This is a genomic window from Enterococcus sp. DIV0756 (assembly GCF_051710745.1).
Lineage (GTDB): Bacteria > Bacillota > Bacilli > Lactobacillales > Enterococcaceae > Enterococcus_A.
In genome coordinates this window covers 275,193-297,697 of sequence record NZ_JBIOLF010000001.1, presented here as the reverse complement: position 1 = coordinate 297,697, position 22,505 = coordinate 275,193, and the positions used below count along the sequence as shown (strand labels likewise).

The 22,505-nt window shown below is 41.5% G+C and carries 20 protein-coding genes; 6 read left to right on the top strand and 14 right to left on the bottom strand.

Annotated features, from left to right (window positions below; all coding sequences use genetic code 11):
- Window positions 1-4: 4 nt before the first annotated feature.
- On the bottom strand, window positions 5-1,423 hold the full coding sequence (locus IGI44_RS01475) for a glycoside hydrolase family 1 protein (RefSeq protein WP_438785968.1): 1,419 nt from the start codon (window positions 1,421-1,423) through the stop codon (window positions 5-7).
- 123 nt (window positions 1,424-1,546) lie between these two features.
- Window positions 1,547-2,857 (bottom strand): PTS sugar transporter subunit IIC, encoded by a 1,311-nt coding sequence (locus IGI44_RS01470; RefSeq protein WP_438785967.1) that lies wholly within the window; start codon window positions 2,855-2,857, stop codon window positions 1,547-1,549.
- Between the two features lie 230 nt (window positions 2,858-3,087).
- Between IGI44_RS01470 and IGI44_RS01465 the strand changes: the two genes are divergently transcribed.
- On the top strand, window positions 3,088-3,813 hold the full coding sequence (locus IGI44_RS01465) for a GntR family transcriptional regulator (protein ID WP_438785966.1): 726 nt from the start codon (window positions 3,088-3,090) through the stop codon (window positions 3,811-3,813).
- A 93-nt stretch (window positions 3,814-3,906) separates the two neighbouring features.
- On the opposite strand, the gene IGI44_RS01460 is transcribed toward IGI44_RS01465, so the two are convergent.
- The 6 genes from IGI44_RS01460 to IGI44_RS01435 form a co-directional block, all read right to left on the bottom strand.
- Window positions 3,907-4,842: a sugar-binding transcriptional regulator gene (locus IGI44_RS01460; protein WP_438785965.1), complete on the bottom strand. Its 936-nt coding sequence runs from the start codon at window positions 4,840-4,842 to the stop codon at window positions 3,907-3,909.
- Window positions 4,843-4,884: 42 nt separating this feature from the next.
- Entirely contained in the window at window positions 4,885-5,691 is an 807-nt protein-coding gene (locus IGI44_RS01455; RefSeq protein ID WP_438785964.1) for a Cof-type HAD-IIB family hydrolase, read from the bottom strand.
- Window positions 5,692-5,743: 52 nt separating this feature from the next.
- Window positions 5,744-6,049: a PTS sugar transporter subunit IIB gene (locus IGI44_RS01450; protein WP_438785963.1), complete on the bottom strand. Its 306-nt coding sequence runs from the start codon at window positions 6,047-6,049 to the stop codon at window positions 5,744-5,746.
- A 77-nt stretch (window positions 6,050-6,126) separates the two neighbouring features.
- On the bottom strand, window positions 6,127-6,591 hold the full coding sequence (locus IGI44_RS01445; RefSeq protein ID WP_438785962.1) for a PTS sugar transporter subunit IIA: 465 nt from the start codon (window positions 6,589-6,591) through the stop codon (window positions 6,127-6,129).
- Between the two features lie 14 nt (window positions 6,592-6,605).
- Window positions 6,606-7,646 carry a zinc-dependent alcohol dehydrogenase gene (locus tag IGI44_RS01440; protein WP_438785961.1) on the bottom strand — a complete coding sequence of 347 codons (1,041 nt, stop codon included), beginning with the start codon at window positions 7,644-7,646 and terminating at the stop codon, window positions 6,606-6,608.
- The gene (locus IGI44_RS01435) at window positions 7,643-9,046 is read right to left on the bottom strand and encodes a PTS galactitol transporter subunit IIC (RefSeq protein WP_438785960.1); all 1,404 of its coding nucleotides are present in this window, start codon (window positions 9,044-9,046) and stop codon (window positions 7,643-7,645) included. The genes IGI44_RS01440 and IGI44_RS01435 overlap by 4 nt, the downstream gene beginning before the upstream one ends.
- A 213-nt stretch (window positions 9,047-9,259) precedes the next feature.
- On the opposite strand from IGI44_RS01435, the gene IGI44_RS01430 reads away from it, so the two are divergent.
- From IGI44_RS01430 to IGI44_RS01420, 3 genes are read left to right on the top strand one after another with little or no spacing between them, the layout of a single operon-like run.
- The gene (locus tag IGI44_RS01430) at window positions 9,260-9,913 is read left to right on the top strand and encodes an L-ribulose-5-phosphate 4-epimerase (RefSeq protein WP_438785959.1); all 654 of its coding nucleotides are present in this window, start codon (window positions 9,260-9,262) and stop codon (window positions 9,911-9,913) included.
- A gap of 38 nt (window positions 9,914-9,951) precedes the next feature.
- Window positions 9,952-10,857 (top strand): transketolase, encoded by a 906-nt coding sequence (locus IGI44_RS01425; protein WP_438785958.1) that lies wholly within the window; start codon window positions 9,952-9,954, stop codon window positions 10,855-10,857.
- 24 nt (window positions 10,858-10,881) lie between these two features.
- Window positions 10,882-11,871 carry a transketolase family protein gene (locus IGI44_RS01420; RefSeq protein WP_216406029.1) on the top strand — a complete coding sequence of 330 codons (990 nt, stop codon included), beginning with the start codon at window positions 10,882-10,884 and terminating at the stop codon, window positions 11,869-11,871.
- A 42-nt stretch (window positions 11,872-11,913) separates the two neighbouring features.
- Here IGI44_RS01420 and IGI44_RS01415 read toward each other — a convergent pair whose 3' ends face one another.
- Entirely contained in the window at window positions 11,914-12,954 is a 1,041-nt protein-coding gene (locus tag IGI44_RS01415; protein ID WP_438785957.1) for a 2-hydroxyacid dehydrogenase, read from the bottom strand.
- A gap of 25 nt (window positions 12,955-12,979) precedes the next feature.
- On the bottom strand, window positions 12,980-13,618 hold the full coding sequence (locus tag IGI44_RS01410; protein ID WP_438788888.1) for an L-fuculose-phosphate aldolase: 639 nt from the start codon (window positions 13,616-13,618) through the stop codon (window positions 12,980-12,982).
- A gap of 281 nt (window positions 13,619-13,899) precedes the next feature.
- On the opposite strand from IGI44_RS01410, the gene IGI44_RS01405 reads away from it, so the two are divergent.
- Window positions 13,900-14,919 (top strand): DUF4947 domain-containing protein, encoded by a 1,020-nt coding sequence (locus tag IGI44_RS01405; RefSeq protein ID WP_438785956.1) that lies wholly within the window; start codon window positions 13,900-13,902, stop codon window positions 14,917-14,919.
- Window positions 14,909-15,487: a hypothetical protein gene (locus tag IGI44_RS01400; RefSeq protein ID WP_438785955.1), complete on the top strand. Its 579-nt coding sequence runs from the start codon at window positions 14,909-14,911 to the stop codon at window positions 15,485-15,487. The genes IGI44_RS01405 and IGI44_RS01400 overlap by 11 nt, the downstream gene beginning before the upstream one ends.
- Window positions 15,488-15,547: 60 nt before the next feature.
- Here IGI44_RS01400 and IGI44_RS01395 read toward each other — a convergent pair whose 3' ends face one another.
- The 4 genes from IGI44_RS01395 to IGI44_RS01380 all read right to left on the bottom strand — a co-directional run bounded on the left by IGI44_RS01395 (window position 15,548) and on the right by IGI44_RS01380 (window position 22,264).
- Entirely contained in the window at window positions 15,548-17,392 is a 1,845-nt protein-coding gene (locus IGI44_RS01395; protein WP_438785954.1) for an ABC transporter ATP-binding protein, read from the bottom strand.
- 15 nt (window positions 17,393-17,407) lie between these two features.
- Window positions 17,408-19,789 carry an ATP-binding cassette domain-containing protein gene (locus IGI44_RS01390; protein WP_438785953.1) on the bottom strand — a complete coding sequence of 794 codons (2,382 nt, stop codon included), beginning with the start codon at window positions 19,787-19,789 and terminating at the stop codon, window positions 17,408-17,410.
- Complete coding sequence (locus tag IGI44_RS01385) at window positions 19,786-20,235, bottom strand: MarR family winged helix-turn-helix transcriptional regulator (protein ID WP_438785952.1); 450 nt, start codon at window positions 20,233-20,235, stop codon at window positions 19,786-19,788. The genes IGI44_RS01390 and IGI44_RS01385 overlap by 4 nt, the downstream gene beginning before the upstream one ends.
- A 205-nt stretch (window positions 20,236-20,440) precedes the next feature.
- Entirely contained in the window at window positions 20,441-22,264 is a 1,824-nt protein-coding gene (locus IGI44_RS01380) for an APC family permease (protein ID WP_438785951.1), read from the bottom strand.
- Between the last annotated feature and the right edge of the window lie 241 nt (window positions 22,265-22,505).

Here is a 22,505-nt window from a genome sequence, read left to right as displayed (position 1 = left end):
TTTCTTATTTGAATACTTTTTCATCTTTGATGACGAGTTTCCGTTTATCCACTAACGAACGATACCAATAGGCGGATTTCTTCAATGATCGCGTGCGTTGTTCATCTAATTCAACACGAACTAGTCCGTAACGGTTTTTGAAAGCATTCATCGGTGAAACACAATCAGTAAACGCCCAAAGCATATACCCCTCACAGGTCGACCCATCCTCAATTCCTCGTAATAATTGATAAAGATGCTTAGCAATGAAATCAATGCGATAGTCATCTTCAACGATCCCATCATCATTTTTATATAACTCTTCTTGCTCACGCCCCATGCCATTTTCTGTAATCAACCAAGGGATCGCTCGGTAATTATTTTTTAGATACATTGACATGTCGTACATAATTTCTGGATAGATTTCCCAACCTCGAGAACTGTTCATTTGTTTTCCAGGAAGATCAAAACCTTCATAATAGGCTTCCGGATGGAATGGTGTCTGATCATTCCAGGCATACCTTGGTGCACGGACACGCTTTGGATAATATTGATTGATCCCAAGAAAATCTACAGGATGATTTTTGATAATTTCAAGCTCCTCAGCGGTTGGATTAAAATAAATATCATGCTTCTTACATACTTGAATCAGCTCTTCAGAGTACTCACCATTAATCATCGGTTCAAAAAACACACGATTGAAGAATAAATCATACATTTTTGCTGCTTGAACATCTTCAGCAGAGCTAGATCTTGGATAGACCATTTCAGGATTTAGAATACAGCCGATTCTTCCACCTTTTTGTGTACGATGGTAGATTTCTACCGCTCTAGCCGTCGCTAAAGCTTTGTGATAATTCCACAGCATCCATTTCTTCGTATTCTGCTCATGAGGCCAGCGAACAGCATCCAAATAACATCTTGTCTGGACGACGATCGGTTCATTAAAAGTGAACCAGTTTTTCACGCGATCACCATACCGTTCAAAAGCAATTTGAGCGTATTGGACATACAGTTCCAGAACATGCTTAGAGGACCAGCCGTCATAGGTGTTCATCAAGTATTCCGGCACTTCGTAATGCTCTAAGCAAATCATCGGTTCTACGCCTGCTTCAATTTGGCGATCAATAACTTTATCTATGTGTGCGGCGTATTCCTCATCCACGATCAACTTTTCATAGTCTGTAAAAAAGCGGGCCCAGTTGATGGAAGTTCGATAATGAGTCAAATGGATCTCCTTCATTAAGGTGATATCTTTTTCATAATTCTCCATAAAATTGGTCGCTACCGCTGGACCATAGCCTTCATGCCAAACAAATCGTTCGTTTTTATACCAGCTATCAATGAAAGAATCTTGACCCGCCTTTTTCCCTTGCCAGCCTTCTGTTTGCCAAGCAGACGACGCTGCTCCAATCACAAAATCTTTCGGTATTGAAATTTCCATTAGTTGCCTCCTAGTTTATATTAAGGAATTCATTCTTTGTGCCGTCTAATGGCAGATTCCTTGAACTTTAACTCTTATCTGACTGCCTCTTCCCTTTTTTTGCGAACCTTCTGTGTTCGAGTATTAAGTCTTTTCTACCATTGTTTTGTTCGAAATTTTTACAAACGGTAAATAGATCAAGATGGAAACAATAATACAAATGATCTGGGTGATCACTGCACCGATATCGCCTGCTGTCGCAAGGTAAGCATTTACGATCGGCGGCATCGGCCAAGGAACCATCACGACTGCTTTTGCCGCAAAACCTAGTGAAGTCGCCACGTAACCGATTGTCCCAGTAATCAAAGGTGTTGCAATAAATGGAATAGCCAGAATTGGATTAAGCATGATAGGCATTCCGAATATCACTGGCTCATTGATATTGAAAAGCCCTGGCGCTAAGGACAACTTAGTGATTTCTCGCATGTCGTCTCGCTTACTGACAAGAAAAATCGCGATTAATAAACCGATCGTCACACCTGAGCCACCCATGCTCATATACATATCCCAAAAGGGCATTGTAATAATATTAGGAATCTCTTTCCCCGCTTCAAAGGCCTCAGTATTAACAGCGATGGCGGCCAGCAATAACGGCTCGCGTACTGGCTTCACCATTTGATTGCCGTGAATTCCGATCACCCAGAACACTTGCGCGATAAACATCAACAGCAAGATTCCTGGTAATCCTTGAACGATTCCTTCTAACGGCCGTTGAACAATATTATAAATAATGTCATAGGCATACATTCCAGTCGCTGCTTTAATCACAAAACCTGTCGTTGCAATGATAGATACTGTCAATATGGTTGGAAATAATGCAGAGAAGCTTTCCGATACGTTAGTAGGAACGGTATCCGGCATCTTCAATTTCAGACGATCCTGCCATCCCAACCAGCAATAAAGTTCAATCGAAGCAATCGCGACGAACATTCCAAGGAATAATCCTTTGGTATCTGTATATTGTTTCGCTAAGACGTTTTCGGCTATTACAGTAATGTTATCAGCATTTACAAACTCATAAATGAACGGATTGACGGATAGATAACTCATCACCGCGATGATTCCCGGGAAGATTCCCTTCACATTGTTCAACTTCGCTAACTCGATCCCAATCAGAAAGACTGCATAAATCGTAAGGAAGCTCAAGGTGACATAGCTCACAGTAGATGATATCGGTTTCAATTCTGCCAAGAAGCCCAATGCCTTGATTCTTGCTAACCCATTTTCATTGTCGAACACCATCGCTGAGAACAAAGTTCCAAACGCTCCCGTAATAATAACCGGGATCAAGGAAGCAAAAGCATTCTTAATCACCATAATGTAGCGAAGGGAGTTGACCTTCGTCGCAAAATTCCCAAGAACCTCTGTCAGTTTTCCCATAAAGCCATTTTCCATAATACTCCTCCTCGTGACTGATTCTGATTTTTTAGTTTTCAACTATGATATACTCTTCTTACAACCTACAAATTATTATTATCAAACCAAGTGAAACATACCTTTCAGTAATCGATTACATTGCCAATCTAATACAGTATTTTAAATTTGTAAACTCAAGTTTATTTCCCTAAGCAAATTTGTAAACCTCAGTATTATCAAATTATTTTTTAGCGTTAAAGGAGAAAAAAATGGCCTTCTACCAAGACATCGCAATAGATTTAAGAAAGCAGATCATTGATGGCGTGTATCCCAAAGGAGCTAGATTACCAAATCAAGCAGAATTAGCGAAACACTACAGCACCAGCCGTGTCACCATTCAAAAAGCCTTGAAAAGTCTTCAGATCGAGGGGTTGATCGAAGGTAGACAAGGGTCGGGGTCGTATGTAAAAGGTCCAGAATCTGTCTATGATTATGATGCCAGCATCTATGGCGGCATGACGAAAAAGCTCGGACATCTGGGTAATCTGAACAGCAAAATCATTTCTTTCGGCGTGACCTTTCCCAGCGAAAAGGATCAAGAAAAGCTGAAGATCGGTAAAAACGAGCCTATCTATGATATCATTCGCCTTCGCATGCTTGATGATGAACCTTTAGCGATTGAATATACGGTAATGCCTGTATTGTTGATTCCTGGAATTACTGAAGAGATTCTGAAAGGTTCAATCTATCGGTATATCCAAGAGGATCTGCATTTAACATTTGGTCAATCGCATCGCCGAATCAAAGCGGATAAACCTGATCAATATGACATCGAACATCTCCACTGTCAATCAGACGATCCTGTCTTAGAAATCGAGCAAACAGTCTATCTGGAGAACGATCAGCCCTTTGAGTATTCTCAAACACGACATCGCTATGACAAAGGCGACATTACCATCGTAAATAAATCAAGCAGGCACATTTATCAGTTGTAAAGCTTTTATTTAGCAAACTTTCTAAAACGAAAAAATCCTCTTCCTTTTTAAGAAAGAGGATTTTTGCTATTCCATTGTTCAAAAACAAACCTGCTAGCTATTTAATAATTCCTGCGCAACTTCTTCGTCACAGATTAACACATTGATCAACTTGCCATTGATTGCACCTAATGTTGCCGTGGCACGTTTTTTTGAGCACACTGCTCCGATACTGATTGGAGACAGCCGTAAAGAATCTAGCCCACTGGAAATCGGAAATTGATTGCGGTACTGGATTTCTTTTCCTTCGACATCAAAAGCCCGACCGATCATCGTTCCCACAGCACCTTCAGCCAGAAGATCGTTTAGATCGCGATTATCAAGGATACCAGAGGAAACCAGCGTATTACGCGTGGTTTCAATGTTCCCAATCCCACTGAAGGCAACATCGATCTTACGCCCTAATGAAATATTCAAATCAATTTGCGGCTGGGCCAATAATTCTTCCTGCAGCTTACGTGAGTTGACGAAAGCTGGTGCATTAAAGAATTCATGGCGACCATCCAATTTTTGAGCCAAGCGAAAAACCAGCTCATTTCCATCCATTACGGTTCGATTTGGTCCTAAACTTCCGGTCAGCTGGACCACATGGACATTCTTCAACTCATGATCTGGAAAGTGTTTGACCATTTTTTCAACCGTTCGTCCCCAAGAGATTCCTAACAAGGTGTCATCAGCTAAAACACCGTTGATATAATCAGCTGAGGCTTTCCCGACATTGTCGAGATTGAATTCATAATCTCCCAAGCTTTTTACCACAATGACTTCCAAAAGATCAAACTTTTCTTTTAATTTTGCCATCAACGCATTGTTGCGTTCGAATGGTGCTTCAATTGAAATTTTGACAATTTGTTTTTCCCGTGCTTCTTCCAGCATTCTGGAAATGGATGGACGTGATACCCCAATTATTTTCGCAATATCGTTTTGGTTCATCCTATCTAAGTAGTACATTTCTGCTACTTTTAATAATGTAGAAATATCATTCGCCATATTATCCTCCTAGTTCAAATACTGGATCAGAATCCGTACGTTTTATGTAATAAAATCGTCAATCATTTCTAAAGCCGCAACAACACCGTCTTCATCATTCGTCGGACAATGCCATCTAGCCGCCTGTTTTAATTCATTTGTGGCATTTCCCATCGCGATTGATTGCGAAAAGCGTTCAAATGAGGAGAGGTCGTTACCATTATCACCTACGACAAACACTTCGCTGTCTGAAAGGCCATAATAATCAGCCAACTTAGCTAAGGAGCTGCCTTTATTGACATTTTTCTTTCCAAACTCGATCATGGTGGGATACCCTTCCACACAGGTATAATGTTTCGAAAAACGTTGTTCTACTCGTCTTTTGTTCTGTTTTATTATATCGGGGTTGTCACAAATAAGCAATTTAGAATATTTTTCAGTTGGATCGCATTCTTCGATTGGACAAACCCTCAAATGATTATTCGTCAAAAAACAAAACTCCAAGGTTCCAAGGTTGATCGAAGGAAAGGCTGTGATTGCTCCATGATCATTGACCGCCACACACGTTAACCCATATTCCTTGCAATAAGCTGTCAGTTCGCGATAGGCAGAAAAATCAAGCAACTCCTCTACCAGCGTATGACCATTGCCGCTTTGAACCACGGCGCCGTTTGCCAGAACATGGTAATCATCCGCTATCCCCGTCGCTTGCGCATGAGGCATGACGCCAGATAGCGGACGACCGGAACAAAAAGCGAATGTATACTTTTCACTTTTCGCTCTCTGACGAATAGCAGCAGCAACAGTTTCTGTCAGTCTTCCGCTGGAATCCAGCACTGTTCCATCAAGGTCTAAAGCAACTAAAATCATCAGAAGCTCCTTTCAAAAAAAGGCTGGATACTTCATCCAGCCTTTTAACGTATTATTTTCCCATCTCTTTTAAGGCTGCTAATGCTGCATCTAAAAATGTTTCTTCATCTAAGCCAGTTAATAACCCCACCGAATTGATTTGCGGAATTCCTTCTGCATCTGCAGGGTCGATCGGACTAGTAAACGCAATCAAGTCAATATCGCCGTTAGCGACTGCTCCTTTAACCATTCCCGGATTAACTTCCTGAATTTCCACTTCATAACCATGTTCTTCTAACAATTCCACGATTCGTTCACCTACCATGGCAGAACTAACCGTGCCCGATCCACATACCGATAACACTTTGATCTCTGACATCTCTAAACCTCCTAATCCATTTCTCTTCTAAACTCTTTTCTCCATTATAGTATAACGCTTTCACGAAATGGTGCTTTTTAGAATTTAATTTTACTAGTTACCGCTAAAACTTCCTCTGGCGTTGTCGCAGAACTGATCGCATCTAAATCTTCCTTCGTTTTAAAAACATTCATTAATTGCCGTAACAAGTCTAATTGTTTCTTCGGATGTTCCATCGCTAATGGAAAAAAGATCTTGCTTTGCAGCTTAATATCAGGGCTGCCCATCATTGATACTTCAATTGGTTCCTTGGTAACCACGACACCCATTCCCGGACGCAAAACATGTTCTGGATCTGTATGAGGAATCGCGATATTATGCCCATCTGCGGCTAAACCAGTGGGAAATACTTTTTCCCTGGCAACAACCGCCTCCACGTAAGACGGTTTCACTATTTCCGCCTTCTCAAATTCTGCCCCAATCAATTGGATGACCTCTTCAAATGAGTGAACATCTTGATTAAGTAAAATACAATTTCTTTCAACCAGATTTTTTTCTTCCATCGCAAACCCTCACTTTATTGTTTATTCGGCTGTAGAACAACCTTGATTTCATTGCCAGCCATCACTTGTTCGATCGCTTCTTCCCATTGCTCTAATGGGTAAATTTTTGTAATCAAGCGTTCCGCATCGATTTTTCCCTGTTTCATCAGATCTAAGGTCAAATGCCAAGTGGAAGGTTTTTGCGACCGCGAGCCGATAACATTCATTTCACGCTGGACGATCGAATTCATATCCAATTCATTTAAATTTTTGCCAAAAACACCCATTTGCACTAAGGTTCCCTTTTGCTTCAAATAATCGAAAATCGCTTTTATCGCCGGTGCCGCTCCAGAACATTCAAAGCAGTAATCAGCACCTTTGCCGTTGGTGAACGCTTTAATAATTGCCACTGCATCTTCTGTCAATGAATCAATTACGCGATCAGCACCTAATTCTTTCGCTGTTTTTAACCGTTCAGCATCTTGAGTAATTCCTACAACGATAACTTTAGCCCCTACACTTTTTAATACCTGACTTAAACATAACCCAATCGGACCAGGTCCAACAATCACTGCCACCTCATCTTTTTTGACTTGGGCTTTTTCCATACTAGCATGAACACCACAGGCAATCGGTTCGGTGATCGAAGCTGCCAATAAACTGATCGTCTCATCTAATACGTGGACACTTTCTTCACGTGTCAGTACATACTCAGCAAAACTGCCGTTTACTTGACTGCCTAAGCCTTTACGATTCAAGCAAAGATTGTATTCCTTGTTTTGACAAGACTCACATTCACCACAGGTATCAAAGGTTGTTTCACTAGTGACGAATGCTCCTTTTTGGACTTTCGTTACATTTTCGCCGACCGCTTCTACTACACCAGAAAACTCATGACCTAAAACTAGCGGTGTTTTTAAACGATCATACTCCCCTTTAAATCCATGAATATCTGTTCCGCAAATCCCCGTATAAATGACTTTGACTAAGACCTCCTGATCTTTAGGTACAGGTGTCTCAATTTCTAACAATTCCATCTTGTTGTAGCCAGGTTCTGTTTTGACTAGCGCCTTCATGCAACCACCTTTTCTTTTGGCGTATCTGGTTTTTCACCTTCCAAGAAGCTCCAAACAGCCTGTTTGTTTTTCTTGAATAGAACATACATTACTAGATAAAGTACGACAACGATTCCCATCCATAAAAAGTTTCCTGACAAGAACGCTAAGAAGATCAAAGCCATCACCGGATTGTATAAAATCCCAAAGCTGGTAATCATCATAGCCCCTTCTGGAATATTCACACCAACTTGCGCAGCCACTTCAGTAAAGTATGGCGCCGTTAACGTACATACATATAACCCAATCGTAAACCAAATGATCCCTGAGATCACGCCTTTAAAAATATTTCCCTTCGATACACAAATAATCATTTCTACCATGTATGGCAATGCGATCAAATCAACTAGCGGCAACGTTTCATTTCCTGGTAAGACCATTGCCAACAATACCATGATTGGAATCAGAATCAGCCCTGTCATCAAGGTTGCTGGTTCACCATAACCAACCGCATCATTAACAGAGAGCATCCATTCACGGTTCTTTCCGCTACCTTTCGCGGTTTTCTTACTGGCATTTGTTAAGCTGGTAAATGCCGATGCAAAGATACTCGCGACCCGCGGGAAGATCGCCATAACTGCGGAAACTGCTAATCCCATCGTAAAGACACTGCCCCAGCCATCTAATGATGTCAAATTATTTAAATTCCCCATGATTCCGATCAGCAAGCCGAGAAATAGCCCCAATGTGATTGGTTCACCTAAGAAACCTAATTTCTTTTTCAATGTTGCTGGGTCCCAGTTAATTTTTCCAGCGCCTAATTTGTCTAAGATCCAATTCATGATAATTGCATAAGGCACGGATGTGACGTGATGCGGTGCCGTTAAAGTCGTTCCTGGTAAGCTGTAATAATTCGCCCAGCGTTTAGCAATCACTTCTCCTAGCAGCATAACATACAAGTTCTGAACGATCATACAAGCCATTGCCAGCGCCATGTTACTAGTGATTAAGTAAATCATTGAGCCCCAAACCATGAAAGAATAATTATTCCACATGTCACTAGGCATAAATACATCGGTCCATTTTAATAAGAATAATGCCACTTGCAAGACCAAACCTACTACTAAGAAAACCACACCAACCTGTGTCGAATAGGCAATGACCGAAGTCGCCTGCCACCCTGTGTCAAATACCGGCAGCTTCACACCCGTCTGCTCGACCATGTTGTTGATAACCGGTGTCACGATTGGTACAAATGAATTCACGATCAAGTTGAACCCTGTCAATCCGATCCCCGCGTTCAATGCCGATTGGAAAGCTTTTTTAGGCTTTACCTTCAAAAACAATGCCACAATGAACAACATCACTGGTACAACAACAGCCGCACCAAATGAACTTAAGATATTTTGTAACAGCTCCACAATAATTCCTCCTTTTATGAACTTTTTTTCACTTGTTAGAACTTATGAAAAGTATCGCATGACATTTTATAGTTGTCAACACTTTTCTTGAAAACGATTACAGCTAATCTATCATTACTATTAAGATGTTTTTATGAAACCGTTCCAAAAATATACATTGACATTTGTTCTTTATGATGAAATAATGTAAAAAACGATATTGGAGGTTATACTATGCTTGAACAACTGAAAGAGACGGTTTGTAGAGACAACAAAGCACTTCCTAAAAACGGTTTGGTTTTATGGACGAGTGGAAATGTCAGTGCAAAAGATCCGGAAACAGAATACGTGGTCATTAAACCCAGCGGTATTCATTTTGACGACTTAACACCAGAGAACATGATTGTCGTAGACTTAAAGGGGAACGTCATCGAAGGAGAACTAACTCCTTCTGTCGACACTGAATCTCATTTATATGTCTATAATCATTGCCCTGAGGTATTAGGCATCACCCATACCCACTCTCCTTATGCTACAGCTTTTTCGATCGCAGGAGAATCACTTCCTATATATACAACTACTTCTGCTGCTGTTTTCGGCAAAGAAATCCCACTATCGGAAATCGCTGCTGTTGGTGAAAAAGCAATTGGAGCTGAGATTGTTCGTTGCTATCAAGAAACCAATTGTCCCGCAATCCTGTTGAAAAATCACGGCGTCTTTACTGTTGGCAAGTCTGCAACAAACTCACTAAAAAACGCAGTTATTCTGGAAGAAACCGCGCAAAGTGTCTATTACGCCAGAACCTTGAACGCTTCACTCAAGCCTTTAGAAGATTCTTATACATCAGAAGTATATGATTTCTATCAAAACAATTACGGTCAAAAATAAAAAAATTAACTACATTAATACGTAAAAGGAGTTTTATCATGGCAAATAATTATACGATCGCCGATGTTGAAAAAGCGGCAAAAAACATTCGTAAACACGTTCTACGGCTTACACTTGAAAGAAATGGTTGTTATCTCTCGCAGGCTTGCTCTTCAGCAGAACTTTTCGCTACTTTATACTTACGGGTCTTGAATCTAAGTGAAAGCAAAGCACCGCGATTACCAGAAAAATTTCCAGGAACCCCTTCGAAGGACAATATGGATTACATCCAAGGCGCAGAATACCATGGCTCATTGAAAGCTCCGTATGATCGTTTCTTCGTTTCACCAGCGCATTATGCAGCACCTGTGTACGCAGCTTTAATCGAGGCGAACCGATTAGATGAAGCAGCATTAGAAATGTTCAATCGTGACGGCTATTCCATGGAAATGATTGGCGCCAACCACACACCTGGTTTTGAAAACGCTGCCGGTACATTAGACCAAGCGATTAGTGTTGCCGGAGGAACAGCACACGCCCGAAAATTACGCGGCGAAGAAGGTCGGGTTTTCGTTATGATGTCTGATGGTGAAATGCAAGAAGGTCAGCTGTGGGAAGCGATCCAATCAGCGGCTTTTTACGAATTAGACAATTTAGTTTTATTCGTCGATATCAACGGACAGCAAGTCGAAGGCGAAACCAAGAAAGTGATGAATATCGAGCCTTTAGAGAACCGCTTTACTGCTTTCGGAGCTAAAGCTGTATCAGTTAACGGGCATGATATCGAGGCGATTGAAGCAGCAACTAAACAAGGCGAAAAGAACAAACCATTAGTCATCCTTTGCTACACAGATCCAACACAAGGGATTCCATACTTAAACGAAAGAAGACCGATTTTGCATTTTGTTCGCTTAAAAGAAGGCGAAGAATTCGACAAATACACGAAATTCTACAATGAAATGTAAGAGAAAAGAGGAAGGAGTTTTATTATGAAAATCGAATCGGATGTACATTCAAAAAATATGATCAAATTTGCACAAGAAAATGAGGATGTTTTGGTCTTGTCCGCTGACTTAGGTACTTCTTGTGAAGTCAAAGAATTCCCAAAAGTCTTCCCTGAAAAGTATTTATCGATGGGAATCGCTGAGCAAAACATGTTAAGTTGGGCCGCTGGCCTAGCTCGTGAAGGCTTCCGCCCCTTCTTACACACATTTGCAGTCTTTCTTTATCGCAGACCGCTGGATCAACTAGAAATGTCGATTGCTTATCCGAATCTACCGGTCTCTCTGTTAGGTTTCGTACCAGGAATTACGACTCCCGGCGGCGTCACGCATCAGTCAATTGAAGACGTCGGTATCCTGCGAACAATCCCCAACATGACGATCTTCGATTGCGGCGATGCGACAGATGTTGAATCAGCATTGAATATTTGTAAAGAAGTCAATGGGCCAATCTACGTCAGAATGTTGCGTGGTCAAATGCCACGGCTCTTCTCTCCTGATAAACCAACGGAGTTTAACAAAGGCCGGGTCATTTCCGAGGGAGACGATGTCGCTTTATTCTCTAGTAGTATCTGTACCGAAGAAGCAATGCGCGCGACTCAATGGCTTGAGAAAAAAGGCGTCTCAGTCCAACATGTTCATATCACGACACTTAAGCCTTTCACCGATCCATTGGTGGTTGACTCAATTAAGAAAGTAAAACACGGTGTTGTTACGATGGAAAACCATGTCACAATCGGCGGCTTAGGCACCGCAGTCGGCGAAGTGATGTTAGAGCACCAACTACACAAACAATTAATCAAAGTCGGAATCAACGACGAATGGACCCATGGGGCTTCTAAACCTTACTTATTGAAAAAATACGGGTTAGATGCCGCTTCATTAATCCGAGCTGTTGAAAAAATCCTAGACAAAGACCTAGACTTCAATGAGGAAGAGCTCGAAGAAATTCGTTTAGAAGATTATGATCGCGTATAAAACAAAAGAGTTCCTGAGAATTGCTTTTCTCAGGAACTCTTTTTAAATGATGAATTCGCTAACTCCAGTTTGAAGATAATCCTTTACCGTTTTCGCTAACAAAAGCGGTGATTTAGGAATCGCATCGACAGTATCACCTGCAATGTGCGAGGTGATGACCAAATTATCCAATTCGAGTAAAGGATCATCCTCAGCTATGGGTTCCTCCCACACCACGTCAATCGCTGCTCCAGCAATTCTTCTCTTCTTCAAAGCCTCAATAAAATCCGCTTTATCCAGAATACCAGGACGAGCAGTATTGATTAAATACGCGCCAGGCTGCATAAGAGCCAACAATTTTCCGTCGATCAAATTTTCTGTTTCAGGTGTTACCCGCATATGCAGAGAAACAATATCTGAATGCTTAAATAATGCCTCTAAAGAAACAAAGGTTAAGTCAATTCCAGATGACCGTATGGCTTCTTGATCAACAAAGGGATCGTAAGCGATCACTTTTACTCCAAGGCTGATAAGTCGTTGTGCCACCATTTTCCCAATATGTCCCAGTCCCACTAAACCAACTGTTTGACTAGCAAGCGTCGTTCGATAGGCATCATTCGGAAAATTTTTCGGCCATGCACCCTGCATCACTGCCGCATGGGAAAGTGCAATATTTCTGGTCACTGAATAAATCATGCCAATGGTATAGTCTGCAACCGGTTCGGCGTTCCGAATGACATGAATAACTGGAATCCCCATTTCCCGCGCTAACCCAATGTCAAGATTCTCTACCCCACCACGACAAATTCCAATCAGCTTCAGATTCTGTGCATTTTCCAACAACTTACGAGAAACTGGAGCCACGTGAACGAACAAATAATCAGCATCACTTATTTCTTCCATAATCCCTTCAGGAATCGCTACCGATTCAGGACCGTTTTGTTCAATCAATTTTAACTTTCGCTGAAATTCTTTCGGAGAATCTTCCGGATACCATTCTAAAGAAACAATCTCTACAGGCTCTGGCAGATCCATCATTTCAACCGCTTGTCTCCATATATCCACAGAAACAAATGTATCTCCGACAATAATTACTTTACTCATTGCTCATCACCTCGCCGCACTTCTCTTATTGTCCATAACTAGGAAAACGCTCGTGTACTTCAGCCATGTCTGCATCGGCCAATATTACTGGATCTCCAAATAAAGAAGCACCTACATGTAAACCCGCTAAACGTTCGACCTCACTGGCTACCGAAAAAGCATCGTGCAAAGTCGGACCGCATGTCAGCAGCCCATGATTCGCTAAAAAACAAGCATAACGATCCTCCATCGCTTCAAAGGCGTATTCTGCCAACTTCTCCGTCCCAAACGTCGCATATTTAGAGCAGCGAACATCATCGCCTCCTGCAACCGCTATCATATAATTGGTCGCTGGTAAAGGCTTGCGGCAAGTCGCAAGAATCGAACTAAATGTCGAATGCGCATGTACGACCGCACGAATCTCATCACCTCGCCGTTGATAATTAATCAAATGCATCTGCCATTCACTTGAAGGCTTCCTTGCTCCTTCAACAACCTTCCCTTCCAGATCCAGTACAACAATATCCTCGACTGTCATCTCGAAATAATCAATGCCACTAGGCGTGATTGCCATCAGTTGTTTTTCAGGGTCATACATACTGATGTTTCCGCCAGTTCCCGCGGTCAATCCCGTCGAAATCAATTTTTTGCCATATTCTACCAGCTGTACCTTTTCTGTATCCATCATACGCGCCACTCCCTTTTTGAAATTATGTTCATTAAACAGAAAATATTTTCTATAATTAAAATATCATCTTCTTATTGATTAGTCAATAAAGATCAAAAGTTCACTTTATAGAAATATTTCTCCAATCAAATCTCTAGCTATACCAAAAATCTTTGCATCGTCTCTTTTCGCGTCTCCTCCTCCGTGGTATCATTTATAAACAGTTCGTGTTCTAGTAACAACGAAAACAAAGTTCTCTATCTAAGAAGCTTCGGATAAAAATGAGGGGAGTGGTGAAAATGAAGGGCTTGGTCTGTAAATATTGCGGTGGAAATCAGTTTGAAAAAACAGCAGATGGCTATGAATGCAGCTATTGTCATGCGGTCTACGAATTCGATTCACCCCCTCTAGATAAAAGACAACTGCAGAGAAAGCCGCTGTCCATCATAGTAATCTCGTTGGTCCTTATTGTAGGTATTCTTGTCATTAGCAGTATTCTAGTCCCCTTTTCGCCAAAGGCAACGCCTTCAAAGGGTAGACCGAAATTAACTATGTTTAAACCTGCCACCAGCGCTAAAAATTCGACAGATTCGACAACCTATTCGCCTAGTCAATTGAAAAACCCGGAGCGAAATGTGAGAATCGCAGAGCTTTCATTGAACCAAAAGGAAATTGATTTAGCGCGCGTATCAGCGGAGGAATACGGCGACGACAAGACAGAAGAATTTAAAAAACGAGTATCAACCGCACAAAAGCAACATGATACTCTTGAAAAAAGTCGTCTAAGAACACCTCCAAAAGAAGACATGATTATCGAGAATCCTAATAGCGAGTTCGCTATAACAACCTATTATCGAGAAGCTGGATTTCTAGCCGCTTATGGACCAGATTTCGATCAATACTCCAGCGCAGATATTTTACGAATTTGGGGGCAACCAGATGAGATCGTTACAGACACCGACCAAATTCAAAAAAAGCTTGCTCTTACGTTTGATGAACAAAATAATCCCGTCAATTATGAAGCGAAGATGATTAGAAAGCAGTGGCAGCAAGGAGATTTGACTTGGCGAGAGGTCCGCGCCTTCATCGCCATAAACACGGATAATACTTTTGGTGGATTCACTAAACTATTTGTTTACGAAAAACAAGGAAAACCCAACGTTTATTTTAAAGATGATCAGGTAGGATATGTCACCCCAATCGTGCGTTACATTTACTTTAATCGTCTACCAGAACAATATTCTCGCGCTGGATTAGGTAAATATCCGGATGACTTCCCTGAAAATTACGGATCGGATGGACTCTATCATGAAAAGTAAAGAATGTATGAATTGCGGTAGCACACATTTCCATAAAGTCGATCAAGGGTGGAAATGTGATTATTGTGGAACGATTTATTTGAAACCGCAAAAAAAGGATTTATCACAAAAAGTGCAGCAACAAACTGCGCCCCCGAAGAAAGCTTCTAGAAATAGGGTACTGGCACTGAGTTTCGTTATTTTACTCATCATCGGTTCTGTCCTTTTCATGATTTCTAATACCGTTTCCTATGAACCGATTGACACACAACCAGCAAACTCCAAACCAAAGGGTGCCTTTCCTGGAGAGTGGACATCAGAAATCTACGATAGTATAAAGGTCGCGACAGAGCATTACGATGCTGACAACGAAAAATACTCCTTTAAGGGCGGTGCCAGCTATGAAGAATTAGAGAAGCTAGTTGGTCCGCCAGACAGAGTAACCAGCTGGGAAAAAGAAAAATATGGTATGCCTCCAAGATCGACAGCCACTTGGGATCAAACGAAAGACGGCGAATACGCCAACGCCTCTGTCACAATCACTTATGATAAACAAACAAAGATGATCACAGACAAGAGTCGATACTAGTAGACGATTTTCTAATAAAAAAGACCAATCATCCATTTATTCGGATGATTGGTCTTTGCTTTATTCTGATAATTCTTCAAATTGCGAGTTGTACAATGCAGCGTAAAGTCCGTTTTGAGCCAATAGTTCTTCATGGCTTCCTTGTTCTTTAATATCTCCGCCTTGCATATAAAGAATCTTATCTGCATCCTTGATCGTTGATAGACGATGGGCGATAACAAATGACGTCCGCCCCTTCATCAGATTGTTCATCGCTTCTTGAATCAATCCTTCTGTCCGTGTATCAACGGAAGAAGTCGCTTCGTCTAAAATCAAGATTGGTTTGTCTGCCAAAATCGCCCGCGCAATCGTTAGCAATTGTTTTTGACCTTGAGAAATGTTCGACGATTCTTCGTTCAATTCCATATCATAGCCGCCAGGCAATGTCTTAATGAAGTGATCCACGTGAGCAGCTTTAGCTGCTGCGTAAACTTCTTCGTCTGTAGCATCAAGACGGCCATAGCGTAAATTATCCATAATCGTGCCTTTGAACAACCAAGTGTCCTGCAAGACCATTCCGATATTTTTGCGCAGATCTGCCCGATTGAAGTCTTTGATATTGTGACCATCAATCTTGATTGCACCAGAGTTGACATCATAAAAGCGCATCAACAGTTTAACCATCGTTGTTTTACCAGCACCAGTTGGTCCAACGATTGCGACTGTCTGACCAGGCTCAACATGTGAAGTAAAGTCTTGGATAACAATCTTATCCGGTGTGTAGCCAAACTGAACATGCTCGAAATCGACCATTCCTTCTGCTTTATCGATTTGAACAGGATTTTCAGCCAATTGATCTTCTTCCTCTTCAGCTAAGAATTCAAAGACCCGTTCTGCCGCTGCTGCCATTGATTGCAGCATATTCGATACTTGCGCTAGCTGTGCGATTGGCTGTGTCAGGTTACGTACATATTGGATAAACGCTTGGATATCTCCGACAGTAATTGTTCCATTGTAGGCCATTATACCACCGGCAATTGCCACACCGACATAACCTAAATTACCGACAAAGTTCATGATCGGTTGCATCAATCCAGAAAGGAATTGAGATTTCCAAGCCGATTTGAAGAGCACATCATTTTGTTCTTTAAATTCTTTTAATGAGTTCTCTTCTTCATTGAACAAACGAACGATCGTATACCCACCGATTGTTTCTTCAACCTTCCCATTAATCACACCAAGATATTCTTGTTGCGTCTTGAAGTATTTTTGCGATTTTTTCACTACGAATAGGATCAATAGTAAAGAAATCGGTACAATTAGAATTGCAATTCCCGTCATCTTCACTGAAATTGAAAGCATCATAACGATAACTCCAACGATCGTAAAGGTCGAAGTGATCAATTGCGTTAAACTTTGATTCAATGATTGACCCAATGTATCTACGTCATTTGTGATCCGTGACAACACTTCCCCTGTCGTACGGCTTTCAAAATAGTTCATCGGCATCCGATTGATCTTTTCAGAAATCTCTTTTCTCATCCGATAAGTAATCTTTTGAGAAATCGTCGACATGATCCAGCCTTGGATAATCCCAAATAAGGAAGCAACCACATACAGACCTAACATGAAGAGTAAGATACCGCCAATTTTATCAAAGTTAATATCGCCAGTTCCCTGATATTTCTTGATCAGGCCGTTAAATAATTCTGTGATTGCTTTTGATAGAATCTTTGGCCCCCAAATGTTGAAGATTGTTGAAGCCGCCGCAAAGATCATTACAAAGAAAACGGCGATTTTATAAGCGCCAAGATACGAAATCAATTTTTTGATCGTACCTTTGAAATCTTTCGCTTTTTCAACTGGCGCGCTCATTCCCCGACCAGGTCCGCCACCACGAGGGCGATTTTGTTTTTGTTCTGCCATTCTTTTCGCTCCTCCTTAATCCGCTTCTTCTATGCCAAGTTCAGCATTGCTTAATTGTGATTGAGCAATCTCCTGATAAACAGAAGATGATTCCATCAATTCTTCATGACGCCCTTGAGCAACCACACGACCTTCATCCAGAACAATAATATTATCTGCATGCAGGATCGTAGAGATTTTTTGGGCCACGATGATTTGAGTAGCCTCTTTAATATTTTCAGCTAACGCTTGACGTAACGCGACATCGGTCTTGTTATCCAACGCCGAGAACGAGTCATCAAAAATCAATATCTTAGGATTCTTGGCTAATGCCCGAGCAATAGATAAACGTTGCTTTTGTCCACCAGAAACATTGGTACCACCTTGAGAAATGGCACGATCGAAGCCTTGCTCATTGGAATCGATGAATTCATTAGCTTGTGCAATTTCAGCAGCTTTTCTCATTTGTTCATCTGAGATATCCGCATCACCAAATTTGATATTCGAGGCAATATCACCAGAGAACAGCACGCCTTTTTGCGGAACGAAGCCCATAATTTCATGCAATTTGTGCATACTCATCTCACGAATATCAATACCGTCAATCGTGATCCGTCCGCCGGTCACATCAAACAAACGCGGGATCAAGTTAACAATGGTTGATTTTCCTGAACCTGTAGAACCGATCAAAGCGGTCGTTTCACCTGGCTTAGCGGTGAAATTGATATGATGCAAAACATCTGCATCCGCATCGCCGTACCGGAATTGAACACCTTCAAATTTCACTTCGCCTTTGAAGTCATGGTCGTCTTTTGGTTGTTCTGGATCTTTGATCGTCGGTTCTGTATTCAATACTTCATCCACACGACCAGCAGCGACGTTGGCACGAGGTAAAATAATCGATACCATCGACAACATCATGAAGGCCATAACAATCTGCATAGTATACGTGATGAAGGCCATCATATCCCCAACCTGCAATTGACCATTGTCCATATTATGCCCGCCGACCCATACGATCAAGACGGAAATACCATTCATCAACAGCATCATAATAGGCATCATTAATGACATCGCACGGTTAACGAACATTTGCGTCTTCATTAAATTCGTATTAGCTACATCAAAACGTTCTTCTTCATATTGTTCACGAGAAAACGCACGAATAACTGGCAAACCAGTAATAATTTCGCGTGAAACCAAGTTTACACGGTCAACTAAGTTTTGCAACGCCTTAAATTTAGGCATTGTTGTCAGCAGTAAGGTCAAGACTAAAACTAGAACAGCTGCTACCGCTACACCAACGATCCAGCCCATACCAGTTCCAGTTTTGTATACTCGATAAACACCGCCGATACCTAAGATGGGTGCATACAAAACAATTCGCATGATCATAACGATCCCCATTTGTATTTGTTGGATATCGTTTGTATTACGGGTAATCAACGAAGCCGGCGAGAATTTTTCCATTTCATTGTTTGAAAATTCCAGTGTCCGTTCGTATTGCCCCACCCGTAGATTTTTACCTACAGTTGCAGCAACTAATGAGGCAATTAACCCAACGATGATCGCGGCAATCGCCGAGACTAAAGTTAGCCCAATCATTTTGGCACCTGTTTTAATGATATAATCCATTTGGATTTTTTTGGTGTTCACATTTAAAGCTTTGTATTCTGCTAAGGTCAATTGTATGCCCACGGTTTTCAATGAATCCTCACCAAGATCGCCTAAGCTTTCTTTTGTTGCTTTACGTGCTGCTTCAACTTTTGCTGGTATTGCATCATTTTTAGCTTTAATGGCAGCACCAAGTTTTTGGGCTTCCGCTCCTTTGGCCTGCGCGTCAGCTGCTAATTTCTGCGCTTCAGCACCTTTCGCAGCCGCAGTTGCCGCATCTGTAGCCGCAGCAGCTTCTTTACCCGCAGCTTGAGCTTGCTCCCCAAGTGTTTTCGCTTCTTCACCTAAGGCTTGGGCTTGTTTTGCCTCTTTTGAAATAGCTGTGTAGTCATTGATGACTTCTTTAGCTTCCTTCGCATTCGTCGAATCTTTCGAACGAGTAGAAGCAATCATCATCATTGGCAGATTAAAGATTTTTGCTAGTTTTTCTTTTGTCATACCATCTTGCAGATCTAATTTATAAATAGCAACTTTTTTCCCATCGACGGTTTGAGTTGCTTCTTTATAATTATCCTTGATTGTTTGCTTCTCCTTATCGGTCATGAAAATCTCAATCCCTTGAAGCGTTGATTTTCTAATTTTATCCGGCGTAGACTGTTCAAGTCCTCCTTGTTGAATACCGATATCAACGATATCCGATGTTAAACTCGGCAAGCTCAGGTCACTAGATGCCTGCACAAATAAAAGTAAAAATACGGCGATGATGGCATACCAGTATTTACTAAGATATTTAAAAATCTTCACGGTTGATCACTTTCCCCTTCCATGGCTATTTTTTGTGAGTAGTCGACAAACTTAGCAGTCAACTCAAGATACTTTTTTGTATCCTCTTCTCCCATAAGTTCGAACGCTCGAATAATTCTATTGCGCATATCCTGCATCTCAGCTTTTGCCGCCTTTTTTCCGCTCTCTGTTAAACTAACATTGATTCGGCGACGATCATCGGGGTCCATTGTTCGACTAATCAAGCCCCGTTTTTCTAAATTACCCAACACAGCGGCAATTCTAGCGGTCGATAAATTCAGCGTTTCTGCCAAATACTTCGGATTGGTCGGCTCACCTATACGATCAAGCACTTTAATAACGATTCTGGCGCCTTTACTACTCTTTTCAAGCTTGCTGAAAGCCCCATGACGATTCTGGACCATCAACTGCATCAGCTCGCGTTCAGCCTCTTCTGCGTATGTCATCAGACTCCTCCTTCTTCCAAAAAGTCTTTTAGTTTCATTAATACCTAATAGTGTTAGTAATTAATGCTGTTTGATATTAACGCTAATAGAAATGAAAATCAACCTTTTTTGCTCAAAAAAAGGATGAATACGTTTTACCATTTATATTTTTTGAACTTTTATTAAGAAAAAAAGAGTGTACCTCGTTTTCGGTACACTCTTGAAACTATTTCTTTAAATGGTAGTTGTAAGTACTAATGATAATATCATCGCGGTAGGACAACCGGAAGCGCAGTCGCAGAGCCGTCTGATTATGCAATGATCGTTTCCATGTTCTGTTAGGAACAAATTCTGGAATTAAAACCGTCGTCGTATAATTATGTTGTTTCGCATTTTTACTTACACGGTCAACATAACGACTAACTGGATTTACAATTGAACGATAAGGTGAACGAACAACCGAGAAACGAACATCCGGGAATTTTTCACGAAACTCATGACGAATCTCCCGTTCCTTCTCCTCGTTTTCTTCCAATGAAACGTGCATTGCGATCACATAATCCCCGATCGAACGAGCGTAATTAATTGCACCGATATTTACTTGGGTCACATTCCCAACTAGCACGATAACTGTATTTCCTTCATATTCATGCAGCTCCACATCGTCTGCCAAGCGTAATTGTTCCGCTACATTTTTATAATGTTCATGCACTTTATAAAAGGCATAGATCAGAATTGGCATGATGATGAAGAACGGCCAAATATCTGGCAAGCGGTAAACAAACAAAATTACAACGATTGCAAAGGAAATCAGGGCTCCAATGATATTAGCGATGGATTTTCTTAACCAATGTGCGCCTTCTTTGCGCCATTTCAAGACCATCCCTGTTTGCGACAGGGTGAATGGAATGAACACACCGACTGAGTACAAAGGAATCAAACGTTCCGTCGACCCTTGGAAGATCAGCAGCAAGACGATCGAACCTAGAGCCAATGTAATGATCCCGTTAGAGTAGCCTAAACGGTCGCCACGGTCTTGGTAACGGTGTGGCAGGAACTTATCCTTAGCCAGGTTGTAGGCCAAGACAGGAAAGGCTGAGAAGCCTGTATTGGCTGCTACTGCTAAAATCAACGCTGTGACAAACTGCAGCACATAATACATGAACCCTTTACCAAAGACTGCTTCCCCGACTTGGGATAGAACAGTTACTTCAGCGGTTGGAACAATCCCGAACCAATAGTTCAAAAAAGTGATTCCAGTGAAGAAGAAACCTAAGATCAACCCCATCATCGCCAAGGTACCTGCTGCATTTTTAGCACGCGGTTTTTTGAAAAATGGTACGGCATTACTAATCGCTTCGACCCCAGTTAATGAAGAGGAGCCAGAGGAGAATGCCCGTAGCAATAATGCGATCGAAATACCCGGTACAACAGCTCCAACTTGAGCGGTCGAATGCAGCGGTGCCGTTCCAGTAACAATTTTCACTAGACCCACCACGATCAAAATAGTGATCACTGCAATAAAGCTGTAGACAGGCGTCATCAAAAGACCAGCACTCTCGCGTAACCCACGTAAATTCATCAGCATCAATAATAAAACAATAATGACAGAAATCAGGACACGATGATTGTACAAGGCTGGAATCGCAGATGCGATGGCTTCCGCACCCGCCGATACAGATACAGCAACAGTCAGCATATAATCCACTAGAAGCGAACCTCCAGCGATCAAGCCGGCATTCTTCCCTAAGTTCTCGCTACTGACGACATAGGCGCCGCCACCGTGAGGATAGGCATGAATAATTTGACGATAAGATAAAATCAATGATGCTAATAAAATCAATACCACAAATGCGATCGGCAATGAATACCAAATCGCCGCTGCTGATAAGGTCACCAGAACGACAACGATCTGTTCTGTCCCGTACGCAACAGAGGACAACGCATCTGATGAAAGCATCGCTAAAGCTGCAAAACGCGACAAGTTCTGATCATCGTTTTCAGATGACTTCAGTGGTCGACCAACCAGCAAGCGTTTAAGATAATCCACTAGACTCACTCCTTGTTCCAAATAATGTACTTATTTTCTTATAGATAACGTTGTTTGTTTTTCCCGTTGCACATCGTAAATCCTATTTATAAAAATTCTTTGTAAAAAAAGCAAACAAGCGAAATATTACTCGTACTCAAACCAAAAGTCAATGATTTTTTCAATGACTTTTCATACCCTTAGTAAAACACGAAAACAGGCAAAACAACAGTAATACGCTGTTGTCCTGCCTGTTCATTTT